Annotated in this window: 12 protein-coding genes; 8 read left to right on the top strand and 4 right to left on the bottom strand. The window is 53.8% G+C overall.

What is annotated here, in order from left to right:
- Positions 1-106 precede the first annotated feature (106 nt).
- Genes tauA through tauD form a run of 4 tightly spaced genes read left to right on the top strand, consistent with a single transcriptional unit; the run spans position 107 to position 3,522 of the window.
- Positions 107-1,072: a taurine ABC transporter substrate-binding protein gene (gene tauA / locus V6944_RS10865; RefSeq protein WP_333498956.1), complete on the top strand. Its 966-nt coding sequence runs from the start codon at positions 107-109 to the stop codon at positions 1,070-1,072.
- A gap of 10 nt (positions 1,073-1,082) precedes the next feature.
- Positions 1,083-1,850 (top strand): taurine ABC transporter ATP-binding subunit, encoded by a 768-nt coding sequence (gene tauB, locus V6944_RS10870; protein ID WP_123650125.1) that lies wholly within the window; start codon positions 1,083-1,085, stop codon positions 1,848-1,850.
- Positions 1,847-2,674 (top strand): taurine ABC transporter permease TauC, encoded by an 828-nt coding sequence (tauC, locus tag V6944_RS10875; protein WP_333498957.1) that lies wholly within the window; start codon positions 1,847-1,849, stop codon positions 2,672-2,674. The genes tauB and tauC overlap by 4 nt, the downstream gene beginning before the upstream one ends.
- On the top strand, positions 2,671-3,522 hold the full coding sequence (gene tauD / locus V6944_RS10880) for a taurine dioxygenase (RefSeq protein ID WP_333498958.1): 852 nt from the start codon (positions 2,671-2,673) through the stop codon (positions 3,520-3,522). The genes tauC and tauD overlap by 4 nt, the downstream gene beginning before the upstream one ends.
- A 56-nt stretch (positions 3,523-3,578) precedes the next feature.
- Here tauD and V6944_RS10885 read toward each other — a convergent pair whose 3' ends face one another.
- Positions 3,579-5,297 carry a lysophospholipid acyltransferase family protein gene (locus V6944_RS10885; protein ID WP_333498959.1) on the bottom strand — a complete coding sequence of 573 codons (1,719 nt, stop codon included), beginning with the start codon at positions 5,295-5,297 and terminating at the stop codon, positions 3,579-3,581.
- Between the two features lie 194 nt (positions 5,298-5,491).
- On the bottom strand, positions 5,492-6,466 hold the full coding sequence (gene hemB, locus V6944_RS10890; protein ID WP_035895610.1) for a porphobilinogen synthase: 975 nt from the start codon (positions 6,464-6,466) through the stop codon (positions 5,492-5,494).
- Between the two features lie 517 nt (positions 6,467-6,983).
- Between hemB and ehaB the strand changes: the two genes are divergently transcribed.
- Both ehaB and V6944_RS10900 read left to right on the top strand, forming a co-directional pair.
- Positions 6,984-9,908: an autotransporter adhesin EhaB gene (gene ehaB, locus V6944_RS10895; RefSeq protein ID WP_333498960.1), complete on the top strand. Its 2,925-nt coding sequence runs from the start codon at positions 6,984-6,986 to the stop codon at positions 9,906-9,908.
- A gap of 92 nt (positions 9,909-10,000) precedes the next feature.
- Positions 10,001-10,627, top strand: coding sequence for a helix-turn-helix domain-containing protein (locus V6944_RS10900; RefSeq protein ID WP_333498961.1), 627 nt, complete (start codon positions 10,001-10,003; stop codon positions 10,625-10,627).
- Here the strand turns inward: V6944_RS10900 and ampH are convergent.
- A complete protein-coding gene (gene ampH, locus V6944_RS10905; RefSeq protein WP_333498962.1) occupies positions 10,624-11,781 on the bottom strand; it encodes a D-alanyl-D-alanine-carboxypeptidase/endopeptidase AmpH in 1,158 nt (385 codons plus the stop codon). The genes V6944_RS10900 and ampH overlap by 4 nt on opposite strands.
- Positions 11,782-12,113: 332 nt before the next feature.
- Here ampH and sbmA point away from each other — a divergent pair, with 332 nt between their 5' ends.
- Together sbmA and V6944_RS10915 are read left to right on the top strand one after the other, a co-directional pair.
- Positions 12,114-13,337 (top strand): peptide antibiotic transporter SbmA, encoded by a 1,224-nt coding sequence (sbmA, locus tag V6944_RS10910; RefSeq protein WP_333498963.1) that lies wholly within the window; start codon positions 12,114-12,116, stop codon positions 13,335-13,337.
- 31 nt (positions 13,338-13,368) lie between these two features.
- Positions 13,369-14,472, top strand: coding sequence for a DUF1615 domain-containing protein (locus V6944_RS10915; protein WP_333498964.1), 1,104 nt, complete (start codon positions 13,369-13,371; stop codon positions 14,470-14,472).
- On the opposite strand, the gene V6944_RS10920 is transcribed toward V6944_RS10915, so the two are convergent.
- Positions 14,469-14,771, bottom strand: a complete 303-nt coding sequence (locus V6944_RS10920) for a DUF2755 family protein (RefSeq protein ID WP_185667205.1) — start codon at positions 14,769-14,771, stop codon at positions 14,469-14,471. The genes V6944_RS10915 and V6944_RS10920 overlap by 4 nt on opposite strands.
- Positions 14,772-14,773: the final 2 nt, after the last annotated feature.

Raw genomic sequence — 14,773 nt, forward strand, 5'->3', positions numbered from 1 at the left:
TTTTCTTCTAAAAACGAATTGGAATTAACAAGCATTTTTGATTCCTTTATCAAATACCCTGCGCCGGAAATACTGCCCACATAACAAGACATGGGAGCAGGACATTATGGCAATCGCATCGCGTTTCACCGTTATCGCCGCTACGCTGGCACTGTTGGCATTCCAGGCGCAGGCCGTGGACGTCACCATCGCCTATCAAACCTCCGCCGAGCCTGCCAAAGTGGCGCAGGCGGACAATACTTTCGAAAAACTGAGCGGGGCAAAACCGGACTGGCGCAAGTTTGACAGCGGCGCGAGCATCGTGCGTGCGCTGGCCTCCGGCGACGTGCAGATTGGTAACCTCGGTTCTAGCCCACTGGCGGTTGCCGCCAGTCAGCAGGTGCCGATTGAAGTTTTCCTGCTGGCTTCACAGCTCGGCAACTCCGAAGCGCTGGTGGTGAAAAAAACCATCACCAAGCCTGAAGACCTGATTGGCAAACGCATTGCCGTACCGTTTATCTCTACCACCCACTACAGCCTGCTGGCGGCGCTCAAACACTGGGGCATTAAGCCGGGTCAGGTACAGATCCTGAACCTGCAGCCGCCGGCGATTATTGCCGCCTGGCAGCGCGGTGATATTGACGGTGCCTACGTATGGGCACCGGCGGTGAATGAGCTGGAAAAAGACGGCACCGTGCTGACTGACTCGTCCAAAGTCGGTGAGTGGGGCGCGCCAACGCTCGATGTCTGGGTCGTGCGCAAAGACTTTGCCGACAAACATCCTGAGGTGGTGAAAGCCTTTGCCAAAAGCGCGATTGAGGCCCAGCGCGGCTATATCGATAACCCTGACAAATGGTTGGCCCAGCCGGAGAACATCAGCAAGCTGGCGCGCCTGAGCGGCGTTCCTGAAGCGGACGTTCCGGGGCTGGTGAAGGGAAATACCTATCTCACCGCCGAACAGCAGGCGCAGGCGCTTAACGGCCCGGTGAATAAGGCGATTGTCGATACCGCGCAGTTCCTCAAAGAGCAGGGCAAAGTACCGGCGGTCGCCACTGACTACAGCCAGTACGTTACTGACCGTTTCGTGAAGTAAGGAGGCCATGATGCTGCAAATCTCGCATCTGTCAGCCGACTACGGCGGTAAACCGGCGCTGGCGGATATCAATCTCACGCTGGACAGTGGCGAACTTCTGGTGGTGCTGGGGCCTTCTGGCTGCGGTAAAACCACGCTGCTGAATCTGATTGCCGGATTCGTGCCGTATCAGCACGGCAGCATCATCCTTGATGGAAAACACGTTGATGGCCCAGGCGCCGAGCGCGGTGTGGTCTTTCAGAACGAAGGATTGCTGCCGTGGCGCAACGTGCAGGATAACGTCGCGTTGGGGCTGCAGCTGGCCGGGGTGAACAAAACCGAGCGTCGGGATATTGCCGCGCTGATGCTGAAAAAGGTGGGGCTGGAGGGGGCCGAGAAACGTTTTATCTGGCAGCTTTCCGGCGGACAGCGTCAGCGAGTGGGCATTGCCCGCGCGCTGGCGGCGAACCCGCAGTTGCTGCTGCTGGATGAGCCGTTCGGCGCGCTTGATGCTTTTACCCGCGAGCAGATGCAAACCTTGTTGCTCAAGCTGTGGCATGAAACCGGCAAAAAGGTGCTGCTGATTACCCATGACATCGAAGAAGCGGTGTTTATGGCAACCGAACTGGTTCTGCTGTCACCGGGGCCAGGTCGCGTGCTGGAGCGTTTATCCCTCGATTTTGCCCGTCGGTTTGTGGCGGGAGAGTCGTGCCGCAGCATCAAGTCTGACCCGCAGTTTATTGCTCAGCGTGAATACGTGCTGAGCCGGGTGTTTGAACAACGGGAGGCGTTCTCATGAGCGTGGTGATTAACGATAAACCGTGGACGCGCACGCTGAAGCTGCGCTGGCCGCTCTCGCGCCACCTGACGTTGAGCCTCGCCACGCTGGCGGTGCTGTTGGTTATCTGGTGGGCGGTCGCGGCAGCACACTGGGTTAGCCCGCTGTTTTTGCCGGCGCCGGGGCAGGTGCTGAATAAGCTGCTGACTATCGCCAGTCCCCAGGGGTTTATGGATGCCACGCTGTGGCAGCATCTGGCGGCGAGCCTCGGACGTATCGTCGTGGCGCTACTGGCGGCAACGATAATCGGTATTCCGGTGGGGATCGCCATGGGCCTGAGCTCGACGGTGCGCGGGATCCTCGACCCATTAATTGAACTCTATCGCCCGGTGCCGCCGCTGGCCTATCTGCCGCTGATGGTTATCTGGTTTGGGATCGGCGAAACCTCGAAGATCCTGCTGATCTATCTGGCGATTTTCGCCCCGGTGGCGATGTCGGCGCTGGCAGGGGTGAAAAGCGCGCAGCAGGTGCGTATTCGCGCCGCTCAGTCTCTCGGTGCCAGCCGTGCCCAGGTGCTGTGGCTGGTGATTTTACCCGGCGCGCTGCCGGAGATTTTAACCGGGTTGCGTATTGGTTTGGGCGTGGGTTGGTCGACGCTGGTGGCCGCCGAGCTCATCGCGGCAACCCGAGGTTTAGGTTTTATGGTGCAGTCCGCCGGGGAGTTTCTGGCCACCGACGTGGTGCTGGCGGGCATCGCGGTGATCGCGATTATCGCTTTTAGTCTGGAATTAGGGCTGCGTGCGCTTCAGCGCCGTCTGACCCCCTGGCATGGAGAAATACAATGAGTGAACGTCTGGCAATAACCCCGCTGGGGCCGTATATCGGCGCGCAGATTTCCGGCGCGGACCTGACCCGTCCACTGAGCGATAACCAATTTGAACAGCTGTATCACGCGGTGCTTCGCCACCAGGTGGTGTTCCTTCGCGAACAACTGATTACCCCGGAGCAGCAGCGTGAACTGGCGTTGCGCTTTGGCGACCTGCACATCCATCCGGTTTATCCGCATGCGCCGGGGGTGGACGAGATTATCGTGCTGGACACTCACGACAATAATCCACCGGATAATGACAACTGGCATACCGATGTCACCTTTATTGAGACGCCGCCTGCCGGGGCCATTCTGGCGGCGAAAGAGTTGCCGTCTACCGGCGGCGATACGCTGTGGACCAGCGGCATTGCGGCCTATGATGCGCTCTCCGAGCCGTTTAAGGCGCTGTTAAGCGGCCTGCGTGCCGAGCACGATTTCCGTAAATCGTTCCAGGAATATAAGTACCGCAAAACCGGAGAGGAGCACCAGCGCTGGCAGGAAGCGGTCGCCAAAAATCCACCGCTACTACACCCGGTGGTGCGTACTCATCCGGTGACCGGTAAGCAGGCGCTGTTCGTTAACGAAGGATTCACTACCCGCATTGTCGACGTAACGGAAAAAGAGAGCGAGGCGTTGCTGAGCTTCCTGTTTACTCACGTCACCAAGCCGGAGTTTCAGGTGCGCTGGCGCTGGCAGCCGAACGATGTGGCGATTTGGGATAACCGAGTGACGCAGCACTATGCGAATGCAGATTATCTGCCGCAGCGGCGGATTATGCATCGGGCGACGATTCTGGGGGATAAGCCGTTTTATCGTGCGCCTTGAGATCCTGGGGTCACTGCGTTCGTCCGGGCTACAGAACCGTAGCCCGGACGAGGCGTTTACGCCGACTCTGGGGTATCCAAATGCGCCCCGATATACCGCTGATACCGATTCGCCTTCAGATAGGTCAAATCCACTAACACCAGCCCATCCACGCAGTTGTTAAACTCCGGGTCGCTGCCAAAGTCGATAAACTGCACGCCGCCGGGTTCGCACACTTCCGAATACTGCTTATAGAGCGGTGGAATACCGCAGCCGAGGTTGCCGAGCAGCGATTTTAGCCGCGTCAGATCTTCGCTGTAATCCTCACCGCCAAACTGCGCCAGCACATCGGGAAGCGAAGCGGGATATGGTCTGCGTGACTCCGCCAGCGGATGCGTGGCCGGGAACCACAGGCGATAAAAAGCAACTAGCAAATCCCTTGCCGACGGCGGCAGGCCACCGGAGATGGAGACTGGGCCAAACAGATAGCGATAGTGCGGATAACGCGCCAGATAGGCACCGATACCGGACCACAAATAATCCAGCCCGCGGCGGCCCCAGTAGCGCGGCTGAATAAAGCTGCGCCCTAGTTCAATGCCGTGCTGCAGAATGTCGTCCATTCGTGCGTCGTAATGGAACAGGCTGTAGCTGTAAATACCGTCCAGCCCGCGCTTTTCTAACTGCATGGCGGTAGGCATAAAACGATAGGCGCCGACGATTTCAAGATCCTCTTCATCCCAAAGAATCAGATGCAGATAGTCATCATCATAGCCATCAACATCCCGCCGCTTGCCGCTCCCTTCTCCCACTGCCCGGAAGGCGATTTCACGCAGACGACCCAGTTCGCGTAGCAGCGGCGCGTCCTCCTGTCCGTTGCGCTGCCACAGATAAATTACTTTGCCGTCCGCTGTGCGTCCCATACACTCTGCCAGGCTCAGTTCGCGCTTAATCAAGGCGCGGGCTTCCGGGCGAGCGATAGCGCATTCGGTTTTAAATATTCCCGGCAGTCCTTTACCCAACCGATGGACGTGGCGATAGCATTTCTCGGTCATTTCCCGCGGTGTAGCCTGCGGGTTAAACCATGCGGACCACGCAATCTGCTCGCCAATCGTCACCGGCAGGCTGCTGTTACGGCGGCGGAACATCTGTTGCATTAATAGCAGTAGCGGCAGATGCTGCGATACCAGCGTGCTGGCATAAAACAGTGCGCTATTGTGTGCATCTATCCATGCGGGCAGCAGCGGCGCGCGGTATTTAGCCGCGAGCTTAATAAAGCCGGAATGCCATTTTTTATCGCGGATCCCCCGGCGCGTCAGCCGTGACACTTCGCCCGCAGGGAAGAAAATCAGTACGCCACCGTTTTGCAGCTGTGCATCCATCTGCTGGAGAGCCGTTTTTGACGTGCGACCGTTAATATTATCGACCGGAATAAACAGCGAGCTGAGCGGTTCAAGGTGGGTAAGCATACGGTTGGTAACGACTTTCACATCGCGACGAACGCGGGAAACGGCGTAGAGCAGGGCCAGTCCATCCAGCGTACCGGTGGGATGATTGGCAACGATAACCAGTGGGCCATTTTCGGGGATTTGTTCCAGACTGCGCACCGGAACGGCGCAGTGAATATTGAGATGTTCCAGCACCTGTTCGACGGTATCCAGCCCTTTCAGGTGACGATGGCGTGCGGCAAACTGTTGAAACTCTTCCTCATGCAGCAACTTCTTCAGGACTTTCTTCTGCCAGGGGGCGGGCCTCGCCTGAGGCCACAGGTCATCGAGAACGTTGTCGAGACTAAACATGGTGGCTCCTCCTCCGTCATGCAGTGACAGTAGAAGGGGGATATGTCGGTTGTATGGCGGTTTGGTGACGTTTTGAGGGGCATTGAAATGTAGCCCGGCCAAGCGCAGCGCCACCGGGAAACCCGGAGTCGGCGTAAACGCCTCGTCCGGGCTACCTGCACAAGCGCAGCGCCGCCGGGAAATCCAGCGCGTAATTAACGCAGGATTTTCTTCTCGGCTAAATCGAGCGCGAAGTAGCTAAAGATGAGGTCTGCGCCCGCGCGTTTAATTGCGCCCAGGCTTTCCAGAACCACTTTTTCTTCATCAATCGCCCCGGCCTGCGCGGCGAATTTAATCATCGCATACTCACCGCTCACCTGGTAGGCGCCAATCGGCAGCTCGGTACGCTCGCGGATATCACGCAGGATATCGAGGTACGCGCCCGCCGGTTTCACCATCAGACAGTCAGCGCCTTGAGCTTCATCCAGCAGCGACTCGCGAATCGCCTCGCGGCGGTTCATTGGGTTCATCTGATAGGTCTTACGATCGCCCTTCAACGCAGTGCCAGCCGCTTCACGGAACGGGCCGTAGAAGGAGGAGGCAAATTTGGTGGAATAGGACATGATAGCGGTATCGGTGAAGCCCGCTGCATCCAGCGCCTGGCGAATCGCCTGCACCTGACCATCCATTGCCGCGGAAGGGGCGATAAAGTCCGCGCCTGCTGCTGCGGCAACCACGGCCTGTTTGCCGAGATTGGCAAGGGTGAGATCGTTATCGACGCCGTGATCGCATAGCACGCCGCAGTGACCGTGAGAGGTGTATTCGCAGAAGCAAGTATCGGACATCACGATCATTTCCGGTACGGTCTGCTTGCAGATACGTGACATACGCGCCACCAGGCCGTCTTCTTTCCAGGCATCGCTGCCGGTGTCGTCGGTGTGGTGGGAGATCCCAAAGGTCATTACCGAGCGGATGCCGGCGTTAGCAATGCGTTCAATCTCGCGTGCCAGATGTTTTTCTGGAATGCGCATTACGCCGGGCATCGCCTCGATGGCTTTGTAATCGTTGATTTCTTCTTCAACAAAGATCGGCAACACCAGGTCATTTAAGCTCAGTGTTGTCTCTTCAAACATAGCGCGCAGCGCAGGTGATTTGCGCAGGCGGCGGGGGCGATGGAGTAAGTCTGTCATGGTATGCCTGATGTTTGTGAAACAAGGAACGCTATTGTAACCGAATCAGGGGGAAGATGTTTTACCAAAGTGGTGCTTATGCGATCGACGGAGACAGGGTTTTCAGTGAATGTAATGCATGAATTAATAATAATCAGAATTGATAATATTTACCGGTGTTTTATATTTTTAAGGTATATATAATTTGTGTGGTTTTGTTTTATTTATAGATGTTATTTTTAGGTGTTTCATTGTGTAGGGTTTTTGCAGGGATTTATTTATTCATTTGTTGAATTAAAAATATTATATTTATTTGAATTTGTTTTGTATTTTGTTTTTATCTTTTTGATTTCACTGTTTTTATTTATTTTTTGATAAGTGTCTTTTTCTGTTCTTGTGTGTGGATTCGAACTATGCATAAACTATAATTGAACCATTTGTCATGCGCGTCGCATAATTCTCTCCGCATACATAGAAATGTTTTATTGCAATTGTTAATTGATGGACCAACATATATATCCCTGAGGAGGGATGACAAATGCACTCCTGGAAAAAGAAACTTGTAGTATCACAATTAGCATTGGCCTGCACTTTGGCGATCGCTTCTCAGGCAAATGCTTCTACTGATATCTCTGGCACCACCTACACCACTTTCAACCACTATAACGACTCAACTTATTCTGATGGCGTTTACTTTAACGGTTATGCTGGCTGGAACAACTACGCGACCGATAGCGTTTATAACGGCAATATCTATCCGGTAATCAATAACGCGACCGTTAACGGCGTGATTTCTACCTATTATCTGGATGATGGTCTTTCTACCAACACCAATACCAACAGCCTGACCATTAAAAACAGCACCATTCACGGTATGATCACCTCTGAGTGCATGACCACAGATTGCGCGGATCGTGACGCAACGGGTTATGTTTACGACCGTTTGGCGCTGACCGTTGATAACTCCACCATCGATGATAACTACGAACATTATACTTATAATGGTACGTATACCGATGGCACTGCAGATACTCACGTTGTTAACGTATATAACCTGGGCACTGCGATCACTCTGGATCAAGAAGTTGATCTGGTTATTAAAAATAACTCTCGCGTTGCCGGTATTTCCCTGACCCAGGGCTATGAGTGGAGCGATGTTGACGATAATACCGTTAGCACCGGCGTAAACAGCAGCGAAGTGTTTAACAACACTATCAACGTGACTGATTCTACCGTGACCTCTGGCTCATGGTCTGATGAAGGTACCTCCGGTTGGTTCGGCAATAACAGCAATGCCAGCGATTACAATGGCTCCAGCTTCACCGCTGATGATGTTGCAATTTCTGCTATTGCTAACCCATATGCTGATAACGCAATGCAGACCACCGTTAACCTCAGCAACTCTACCCTGAACGGCGATATCTTCTTCTCCAGCAACTTCGACGAGAACTTCTTCCCTAACGGCGCTGACAGCTATCGTGATACCGATTCCACCGTAGATACTAACGGTTGGGATGGCACCGATCGTATGGACGTTACTCTGGATAACGGCAGCAAGTGGGTCGGTGCAGCAATCTCTGCGCACCAGGTCGATACCGATGGTGATGGCGTTTACGACAGCTATAAGAAAGGTACTGAAGCTACTGCTACGCTGACTGACGTTGCGGCGAACAGCCTGTGGCCATGGTCAACCTATGGTGTTGATAACAGCAATACAGCGTATGACGAAAATGGTCACGTGGTTGGTAAGAAAGTTTACCAGAGCGGCCTGTTCAACGTGACCCTGAAAAATGGTTCGCAGTGGGACACGACTAAATCTTCTCTGATCGATACCCTGAGCATTAACAGCGGTTCCGTTGTCAATGTCGCTGATTCTAGCCTGGTTTCTGACACCATCTCTCTGACCGGCGGTTCTGCGCTGAACATTAAAGAAGATGGCCACGTTGCGACTGATGAACTGACCATCAATAACAGTACCGTCACGATTGCTGATGATGCTGCTGCGGGTTGGGGCGTAGGCGATGCGGCACTGTATGCCAACACCATCAACGTCACCAACAGCGGCGTGCTGGATGTAGGTAACAGCACTGCGTATGCGCTGCAGACCGATACTCTGAACCTGACCAGCACCACTAACTCTGATGGTAAAGTTAAGGCTGGTGTATTCGATATTCACAGCAACAACTTCGTGCTGAATGCTGACCTGACCAACGACCGTACCAACGACACCACCAAGTCTAACTATGGCTACGGTGTTATCGCGATGAACTCTGACGGTCACCTGACCATCAACGGTAACGGCGATTCAGATACCTCTTCCGACCTGTCTGAAGTGGACAACGCTGGCGATAGCGTTGCAGCGGCTAGCGGTAACTATAAAGTTCGTATCGATAACGCCACCGGTAAAGGTTCCGTTGCTGATTACAAAGGCAATGAGCTTATCTACGTTAACGATCAGAACAGCACTGCAACCTTCTCTGCTGCTAACAAAGCCGATCTGGGTGCCTACACCTATCAGGCTAAGCAAGTTGGCAACACCGTGGTGATGGAACAGACTCGTCTGACCGACTACGCCAACATGGCGCTGAGCATTCCTTCTGCTAACACCAACATCTGGAACCTGCAGCAGGACGCCCTGAACACCCGTCTGAATACCGCTCGTCACGGCTTCACTGATAACGGTGGTGCATGGGTGAGCTACTTCGGCGGTAGCTTCAATGGCGACAACGACGTCATCAGCTACGACCAGGATGTTAACGGCATCATGGTTGGTGTGGACTCTAAGATCGACGGCAACAACGCTCAGTGGATCGTCGGTGCCGCAGCAGGCTTTGCAAAAGGCGACATGAACGATCGTTCCGGTCAGGTTGACCAGGACAGCCAGTCTGCCTACCTCTACTCCAGCGCTCGTTTCGCGAACAATATCTTTGTTGATGGCAACCTGAACTACAGCCGTTTCAACAACGATCTGACCGCCACCATGAGCAACGGTACCTATGTTGATGGCAACTCCACTGCAAATGCATGGGGCTTCGGTCTGAAAATGGGTTACGACTGGAAAATCAACGACGCTGGCTACGTAACTCCGTACGGTGCAATTTCTGGTCTGTTCCAGTCTGGTGATCACTACCGTCTGAGCAATGACATGAAAGTTCGTGGTCAGGACTACGACAGCATGCGTTATGAGCTCGGCTTCGATGCGGGTTACAGCTTCAACTTCGGCGATCAGGCTGTATCTCCGTACTTCAAACTGGCCTACGTCTATGACGATTCCAGCAATGATGCCACCGTTAACGGCGACAGCATCGATAACGGCGTGAAAGGTTCAGCGGTTCGCGTTGGTCTGGGTAGCCAGGTTAGCTTCACCAAGAACTTCAGCGCTTACACCGGTGTGAACTACCTCGGCGGCGGCGATGTTGATCAGGATTGGGCGGCTAACGCCGGTGTGAAATACACCTGGTAATCCTCACAACACCGGGAGGGAAACTTCCCGGTGTTTTACGCTTTAACCAACGCCCGTCATGATGATGGGCTTTTTTGCAGGGATTGCATAACATGCCTTCTTCAAGTAAGCCGCTCAGTGAGTTTTTGGCCCTTGATAAAAAGCTGTCTCAAACGGGGACGCGCTTCCAGATTACTGCCGGGGAGTTGATTCTGCCCGCCAATTACACGATGAACGATGTCACGGTTGTCGTTCAGCAGGGTGTGGTTTCACTACATCGCAATGAAGGCCATGTGCTTTATGGCATTCTACAAAGCCCATCGATTTTTGGACTCGCTGCTGCCGCTAATACTATTCGTAATGATTACACGCTGATCGCAGAAAGTGATTGTCGTGGTTTCTACCTTCCTTCACGGGAAACGCTCAAATGCCTGGATCGCTATCAGCTATGGCGAGAAGCGTTTTACTGGATGGCATGGCAAACCCGGATGCTGGAAATGCGTGATATGCAGCTTATTGGTACCAATCATTACCATCAGATACGCTCAACGTTGCTGACGATGATTGACTGGGATGAGGAGATCCGCTTGAGAATTGGCGTGCTGAACTATATTCAGCAGCGTACGCGAATCTCACGTTCGGTCATTGCTGAAGTGCTCGCTGCGTTACGCAAAGGGGCATACATCGAGATGAAAAAAGGCAAACTCGTTAGCATCGCGCGTTTGCCTACTCACTATTAAGACGCCGGAATGACGGCAGCTTTGTTGCCGCTCAGCTCGGTTACCAGCTCGTTGATACCGTCACTCATGTTCACAAAACGGGTGAGAGGAGAGCGGGTGACCACCACAAATGCGCCCACGTTAGCCTGGGGAATCATTGCCATATAGGTGATGAAACCACCGCCGCCGCCGGTTTTCTGGATAATGCCTGGGCGACCATTTTTCGGCGCCATATAAACCCAGCCCAATCCTAACGCATCAGCATGGCCAGGAACGTCCATGCCTACCACGCGAGTGAGCTGATTACGTTTGTAAACCAGAGTTTGCATACGGTCAGCCTGGCTGCTGCGATGATAGAAATCCGATGAAAGATACTGCTGCATCCAGCGCATCATATCGCCAGGGGTGGAATAAACACCGCCGCTACCCATTGCTGCGAGCGTGTTATTGCACGGGCTTGCCCCCTTTTCTGCCACCATCAAACGACCACATTGATCCGGCGATGGGGTAAAGGTCGTGTCTTTCATTCCCAGGGGCCGGGTGATCTGCTCTTCAAATAGCTGTGGATAAGGTTTATGGGTTGCATTGCCCAGCGCATCCGCCAGCAGGTCGAACGCCAGGTTCGAATAGCTCGCCTGTGAGCCTGGTGCGGCATGCAGTTTTGCCGTGGAGAGATAGCTCCAGCGCTGAGATTGCGTCGGCCAGACGAACACCGGGCGATTAGCCGCGCCGCCCGGCATTTCGCGCGGCAGGCTGCTGGTATGGGTTGCCAGATTCACCAGTGTTATCGGTGTGCCGTTATAGGTCGGCACGCGTGAACCCGGCGGGGCATATTTGCTGAGTGGATCGTCAAGCTTCACCACGCCCTGATCGAGCAGTTTTACCAGCATCTCACTGGTCATTAGCTTACTGAGTGAGGCAATGCGGATGACGGAGTCGAGCTGGGGATGCACGTTGTTGCCTGGCCGAGTCTCGCCAAAGCTACGGAATACGCGCTGATTTCCATCGATAACCACCAGGGCCATACCGGTTGCGCCGCTGCCGTAGTAAATATGATTGGCGTAACGGTCTACGATATCAGAAGCAAACGCGGGGGTGGTAAGAGGCTGTGCGGCCTGCACTGAGGTCAATGACGCTACGCAGAGCGTGGCAGAAAAAAGCAGACTACGTTTCAACGGATGCATCCATAAATAGAAATGGGGAAGTAATGCGTATTTATACTAAAAATACAATGAATCGGCATCAGGCACAGGGCCATTAAACGGTATGATAGCGGGAAAAACGTAACCGGGAGTAAATGCGATGATTATTCACCCGGGCCAATGCACGCTTTTGTGATCCGGCGCGTATGATACCTATGGATATCGTCTGGCGAACTCTATCGAATTTTTCAGGTCTGATTGCACAGTTACATTACCTAATACCTCTTTACGGTGAAAATGATCCGTAGCGGTATTCTGTTGTCACAGCACAAAGCAGAATCATAAGAAGTTAGCAGGAGAGCACTATGTTTAAGTCTTTTTTCCCTAAGCCGGGGCCTTTTTTTCTCTCGGCATTTATTTGGGCAATGGTAGCGGTCATTTTCTGGCAAGTGGGCGGCGGCAGTTGGCTACTTCGCCTGACGGGCGCGAGTAACGATGTTCCGATCAGCGCTGCACGCTTCTGGTCGATGAACTACCTGATCTTTTATGCCTACTATTTTGTGTGCGTTGGTCTGTTTGCAGGCTATTGGTTTATTCGCAGCCCGCATCGCTGGCAGTACTGGTCCATACTAGGCACCGCGCTCATCATCTTCGTCACCTGGTTTATGGTGGAAGTCGGCGTGGCAATTAACGCCTGGTATGCGCCGTTCTACGACCTCATCCAGACCGCATTGGCGACGCCGAACAAAGTCTCAATTAACCAGTTTTACCAGGAGATCGGTATTTTCCTGGGGATTGCGCTTATCGCCGTGGTCATTGGGGTGCTGAATAACTTCTTTGTCAGCCATTATGTCTTCCGCTGGCGTACGGCGATGAACGAACACTATATGACGCACTGGCAGCATCTGCGTCATATCGAAGGTGCCGCGCAGCGTGTGCAGGAAGATACGATGCGCTTTGCCTCGACGCTGGAAGACATGGGCACCAGCTTTATCAACGCCATCATGACGCTGATTGCCTTCCTGCCGGTGCTGGTAACGCTCTCGGCACACGTTCCTGATCTACCGATTATTGGCCATGTGCCTTATGGTCTGGTGATTGCGGCCATCGTCTGGTCGCTGATGGGGACCGGGATGCTGGCCGTGGTGGGGATCAAACTGCCGGGGCTGAACTTTAAAAACCAGCGTGTCGAAGCGGCTTATCGTAAAGAGCTGGTGTACGGTGAAGATGATGCGAGTCGTGCGACGCCGCCAACCGTGCGAGAACTGTTTAGCGCGGTACGTCAGAACTACTTCCGCCTTTACTTCCACTACATGTACTTCAATATCGCCCGTATTTTATATCTGCAGGTGGATAACGTTTTCGGGTTGTTCCTGCTGTTTCCGTCGATTGTTGCCGGTACGATTACGCTCGGCCTGATGACGCAGATTACCAACGTTTTCGGTCAGGTACGTGGTTCATTCCAGTACCTGATTAGCTCCTGGACCACGCTGGTGGAACTGATGTCCATCTACAAACGTCTGCGCAGCTTTGAGCGAGAACTGGATAATAAAGCGTTACCGGATGAGGTTGCTCAACCGCAGGCTTAAGAAAAACGGTTTAATTTTATAAGGATATCTTATGGCGATTGCTGCATCGCGCTACCTTACGCTCCCACTGCCTTTTCTGGCGGCACTGCTCAGCGCCTGTACCAGCCAGCAGGCACCCACGATGAAGGCGGGAGAAAAGCCGGTAGATGTGGCAAGCGTCGTGCGGCAAAAAATGCCGGCCAGCGTGAAGGACCGCGATGCCTGGGCGCAGGCGCTGGCGAAAACGTTCGAAAGCCAGAAGCTTGCACCAACCGAGGATAATATCTGTTCGGTGCTGGCGGTGGCGCAGCAGGAGTCTAACTATCAGGCTGACCCGGCGGTGCCGGGGCTCAGCAAAATTGCCTGGCAGGAGATCGATCGTCGTGCCGAGAAGATGCATATCCCAGTCTTCCTGGTGCACACAGCGCTGAAAATCAATTCGCCTACGGGCAAGAGCTACAGTGAACGGCTTGACGCGGTCAAAACGGAAAAACAGCTTAGCGCTATTTTTGATGACTTTATCGGTATGGTGCCGATGGGGCAGAAACTATTTGGCTCACTCAACCCGGTACATACCGGAGGGCCGATGCAGGTGAGTATCGCCTTTGCCGAGCAGCATCAGAACGGTTATCCGTGGAAGATGGACGGCACCGTGCGCCAGGAGGTCTTTACCCTGCGCGGCGGCGTCTGGTTCGGCACCTATCACTTGCTGAACTATCCGGCTAATTACACGGCACCGATTTATCGTTTCGCCGACTTTAACGCCGGCTGGTACGCCAGCCGTAATGCAGCATTCCAGTACGCGGTGAGCAAGGCCACCGGCGTGAAATTAGCGCTCGATGGCGATGTGATTCTCTACGGTAGCGATGAACCAGGCAGCACGGAAATGGCAGTCAGAAAGCTTGCCAGTAAGCTGTCGCTCAGTAATAGCGATATTCATCATCAACTGCAAAAGGGCGATAGCCAGGCGTTTGAAACTACGGCGCTCTATAAAGGGGTTTATAAAATTGCGGAGCAGAGGGCGGGTAAACCACTGGCAAAAGAGATGCTGCCGGGGATTCAGCTTGAAAGCCCGAAAATCACCCGTAAGTTAACCACGGCGTGGTTTGCAAAACGGGTGGATGAGCGTCGGGCCAAATGCATGGCCATCAATTAATCGTGGTGGCGCAGGCGGCGCACAAGGGAGACAACGCCCAGAATAGCGCAGCCTGCCAGGAACGGCACCACGCCAAATAGCGTACTCACGCCAAGGCCAATTTCAACGCGCGGACGGCCACTGTCCTGCATTTGCATCAGGTGTTCATAGACACCGGGTGCGTGAACCACCAGAGTCAACAGCTGCGCGCCAACCGAAAAGCAGAGCAGAACGAAAAGCGCGTAGGCCAGATTGCCTGAGGCGGAGGAGTCCCTCTTTTTCCCACTGAACATGAGTTTTGACAACGTGAAATCTGTCATTG

Source organism: Kluyvera sp. CHPC 1.2972 (assembly GCF_036759925.1).
Taxonomy (GTDB): domain Bacteria; phylum Pseudomonadota; class Gammaproteobacteria; order Enterobacterales; family Enterobacteriaceae; genus Kluyvera.

Excerpts from the sequence above, each read along its gene's own strand:
- tauA (WP_333498956.1), top strand. The coding sequence starts at position 107 with ATGGCAATCGCATCGCGTTTCACCGTTATCGCCGCTACGCTGGCACTG.
- tauB (WP_123650125.1), top strand. The coding sequence starts at position 1,083 with ATGCTGCAAATCTCGCATCTGTCAGCCGACTACGGCGGTAAACCGGCG.
- tauC (WP_333498957.1), top strand. The coding sequence starts at position 1,847 with ATGAGCGTGGTGATTAACGATAAACCGTGGACGCGCACGCTGAAGCTG.
- tauD (WP_333498958.1), top strand. The coding sequence starts at position 2,671 with ATGAGTGAACGTCTGGCAATAACCCCGCTGGGGCCGTATATCGGCGCG.
- V6944_RS10885 (WP_333498959.1), bottom strand. The coding sequence starts at position 5,297 with ATGTTTAGTCTCGACAACGTTCTCGATGACCTGTGGCCTCAGGCGAGG.
- hemB (WP_035895610.1), bottom strand. The coding sequence starts at position 6,466 with ATGACAGACTTACTCCATCGCCCCCGCCGCCTGCGCAAATCACCTGCG.
- ehaB (WP_333498960.1), top strand. The coding sequence starts at position 6,984 with ATGCACTCCTGGAAAAAGAAACTTGTAGTATCACAATTAGCATTGGCC.
- V6944_RS10900 (WP_333498961.1), top strand. The coding sequence starts at position 10,001 with ATGCCTTCTTCAAGTAAGCCGCTCAGTGAGTTTTTGGCCCTTGATAAA.
- sbmA (WP_333498963.1), top strand. The coding sequence starts at position 12,114 with ATGTTTAAGTCTTTTTTCCCTAAGCCGGGGCCTTTTTTTCTCTCGGCA.
- V6944_RS10915 (WP_333498964.1), top strand. The coding sequence starts at position 13,369 with ATGGCGATTGCTGCATCGCGCTACCTTACGCTCCCACTGCCTTTTCTG.
- V6944_RS10920 (WP_185667205.1), bottom strand. The coding sequence starts at position 14,771 with ATGACAGATTTCACGTTGTCAAAACTCATGTTCAGTGGGAAAAAGAGG.